Raw genomic sequence first — 3,930 nt, forward strand, 5'->3', positions numbered from 1 at the left:
GGCGCTGTTGGTACTACTGAATTAGCTGACAACGCAGTGACTACGGTTAAGATTAACGATAACGCCGTAACTACAGGAAAAATCAATAACAATGCAGTAACTACTGCGAAGATTAATGACGATGCGGTAACAGCTGCTAAAATAAACGCTGATGTTGCAGGTACTGGTTTAACTCAAAACGGTGCCGGTGCCTTAGTAGTTGATCCGACTGCCTTTAACGGTGACGGTAACATTACCTCTTCTGATTTAACTGTTGGTGGTGATGCTAACGCATTATTAGGAGATGTTACACTAGAGATCGCGGCAGGTGCTGTTGGAACTACAGAATTAGCTGACAATGCAGTAACTACTGTTAAGATCAACGATAACGCTGTAACTACTGGAAAGATTAATGACGATGCGGTAACAGCTGCTAAAATAAACGCGGATGTTGCGGGTACTGGTTTAACACAAAACGGTACAGGTGCTTTAGTGGTAGACCCGACTGCCTTTAACGGTGACGGTAACATTACCTCTTCTGACTTAACTGTTGGTGGTGATGCAAACGCTTTATTAGGAGATGTTACACTGGAAATCTCAGCAGGCGCTGTTGGTACTACTGAATTAGCTGACAACGCAGTAACTACTGTTAAAATAAACGATAACGCTGTAACTACTGGAAAGATTAATGACGATGCAGTAACAGCTGCTAAAATAAACGCAGATGTTGCAGGTACTGGTTTAACACAAAACGGTGCGGGCGCTTTAGTTGTAGATCCGACTGCCTTTAACGGTGACGGTAACATTACTTCTTCTGACTTAACGGTTGGTGGTGATGCAAACGCTTTACTTGGAGATGTTACACTAGAGATCGCGGCAGGTGCTGTTGGTACTACTGAATTAGCTGACAACGCAGTGACTACGGTTAAGATCAACGATAACGCCGTAACTACAGGAAAAATCAATAACAACGCAGTAACTACCGCTAAGATCAATGACGATGCGGTAACAGCTGCTAAAATAAACGCGGATGTTGCGGGTACTGGTTTAACACAAAACGGTGCGGGTGCTTTAGTGGTAGATCCGACTGCCTTTAACGGTGACGGTAACATTACTTCTTCTGACTTAACGGTTGGTGGTGATGCAAACGCTTTACTTGGAGATGTTACACTAGAGATCGCTGCAGGTGCTGTTGGAACTACTGAATTAGCTGACAATGCAGTGACTACTGTGAAAATAAACGATAACGCTGTAACTACCGGAAAGATTAATGACGATGCAGTAACAGCTGCTAAAATAAACGCTGATGTTGCGGGTACTGGTTTAACACAAAATGGTGCCGGTGCCTTAGTAGTAGATCCGACTGCCTTTAACGGTGACGGTAACATTACCTCTTCTGACTTAACGGTTGGTGGTGATGCTAACGCTTTATTAGGAGATGTTACACTGGAAATCGCGGCAGGTGCTGTAGGAACAACTGAATTAGCTGACAATGCAGTGACTACTGTGAAGATTAATGACGATGCAGTAACAGCGGCTAAAATAAACGCGGATGTTGCAGGTACCGGTTTAACCCAAAACGGTGCGGGCGCTTTAGTAGTAGATCCGACTGCCTTTAACGGTGACGGTAACATTACTTCTTCTGACTTAACAGTTGGTGGTGATGCAAACGCTTTACTTGGAGATGTTACACTAGAAATCGCTGCAGGTGCTGTAGGAACAACAGAATTAGCTGACAATGCAGTAACTACTGTTAAGATCAACGATAACGCTGTAACTACCGCTAAGATCAATGACGATGCGGTAACAGCTGCTAAAATAAATGCCGATGTTGCAGGTACTGGTTTAACACAAAACGGTGCGGGCGCTTTAGTAGTAGATCCGACTGCCTTTAACGGTGACGGTAACATTACCTCTTCTGACTTAACCGTTGGTGGTGATGCAAACGCTTTACTTGGAGATGTTACACTAGAAATCGCTGCAGGCGCTGTTGGTACTACTGAATTAGCTGACAACGCAGTGACTACGGTTAAGATTAACGATAACGCTGTAACTACCGGAAAAATTAATAACAATGCGGTAACTACTGCGAAGATCAATGACGATGCGGTAACAGCTGCTAAAATTAACGCGGATGTTGCGGGTACTGGTTTAACACAAAACGGTGCGGGTGCTTTAGTAGTAGATCCGACTGCCTTTAACGGTGACGGTAACATTACTTCTTCTGACTTAACGGTTGGTGGTGATGCAAACGCTTTACTTGGAGATGTTACACTGGAAATCTCAGCAGGCGCTGTTGGAACTACAGAATTAGCTGACAATGCAGTGACTACGGTTAAGATCAACGACAACGCCGTAACTACCGGAAAAATTAATGCCAATGCAGTAACTACTGCGAAAATCAATGACGATGCAGTTACGGCTGCTAAAATAAACGCTGATGTTGCGGGTACTGGTTTAACACAAAACGGGGCTGGTGCTTTAGTAGTTGATCCGACTGCCTTTAACGGTGACGGTAACATTACTTCTTCTGACTTAACGGTTGGTGGTGATGCAAACGCTTTACTTGGAGATGTTACACTGGAAATCTCAGCAGGCGCTGTTGGTACTACTGAATTAGCTGACAACGCAGTAACTACGGTTAAGATCAACGACAACGCTGTAACTACCGGAAAAATTAATAACAATGCAGTAACTACTGCGAAGATTAATGACGATGCAGTAACAGCTGCTAAAATAAATGCTGATGTTGCGGGTACTGGTTTAACACAAAACGGTGCGGGTGCTTTAGTAGTTGATCCGACTGCCTTTAACGGTGATGGTAACATTACCTCTTCTGACTTAACCGTTGGTGGTGATGCAAACGCTTTACTAGGAGATGTTACACTGGAAATCTCAGCAGGTGCTGTTGGTACTACTGAATTAGCTGACAATGCAGTGACTACGGTTAAGATCAACGATAACGCTGTAACTACTGGAAAAATTAATACCAATGCAGTAACTACTGCGAAGATTAATGACGATGCAGTAACAGCTGCTAAAATAAATGCTGATGTTGCGGGTACTGGTTTAACACAAAACGGTGCGGGTGCTTTAGTAGTTGATCCGACTGCCTTTAACGGTGATGGTAACATTACCTCTTCTGACTTAACCGTTGGTGGTGATGCAAACGCTTTACTAGGAGATGTTACACTGGAAATCTCAGCAGGTGCTGTTGGTACTACTGAATTAGCTGACAATGCAGTAACTACAGTTAAGATCAACGATAACGCTGTAACTACCGGAAAAATCAATAACAACGCAGTAACTACCGCTAAGATCAATGACGATGCAGTAACAGCTGCTAAAATAAACGCCGATGTTGCGGGTACCGGTTTAACACAAAACGGTGCGGGTGCTTTAGTGGTAGATCCGACTGCCTTTAACGGTGACGGTAACATTACCTCTTCTGACTTAACTGTTGGTGGTGATGCAAACGCTTTACTAGGAGATGTTACACTGGAAATCTCAGCAGGTGCTGTTGGTACTACTGAATTAGCTGACAATGCAGTGACTACGGTTAAGATCAACGATAACGCTGTAACTACAGGAAAAATTAATGCCAATGCAGTAACTACTGCAAAGATTAATGACGATGCGGTAACAGCTGCTAAAATAAATGCGGATGTTGCGGGTACTGGTTTAACACAAAACGGTGCCGGTGCTTTAGTAGTTGATCCGACTGCCTTTAATGGTGACGGTAACATTACCTCTTCTGACTTAACAGTTGGTGGTGATGCAAACGCTTTACTTGGAGATGTTACACTAGAAATCGCGGCAGGTGCTGTTGGAACAACAGAATTAGCTGACAATGCAGTAACTACTGTTAAGATCAACGATAACGCTGTAACTACAGGAAAAATTAATGCCAATGCAGTAACTACTGCGAAGATTAATGACGATGCGGTAACG

It is taken from the genome of Tenacibaculum litopenaei, from assembly GCF_964514025.1.
In the GTDB taxonomy this organism is placed as follows: Bacteria; Bacteroidota; Bacteroidia; order Flavobacteriales; family Flavobacteriaceae; genus Polaribacter; species Polaribacter litopenaei.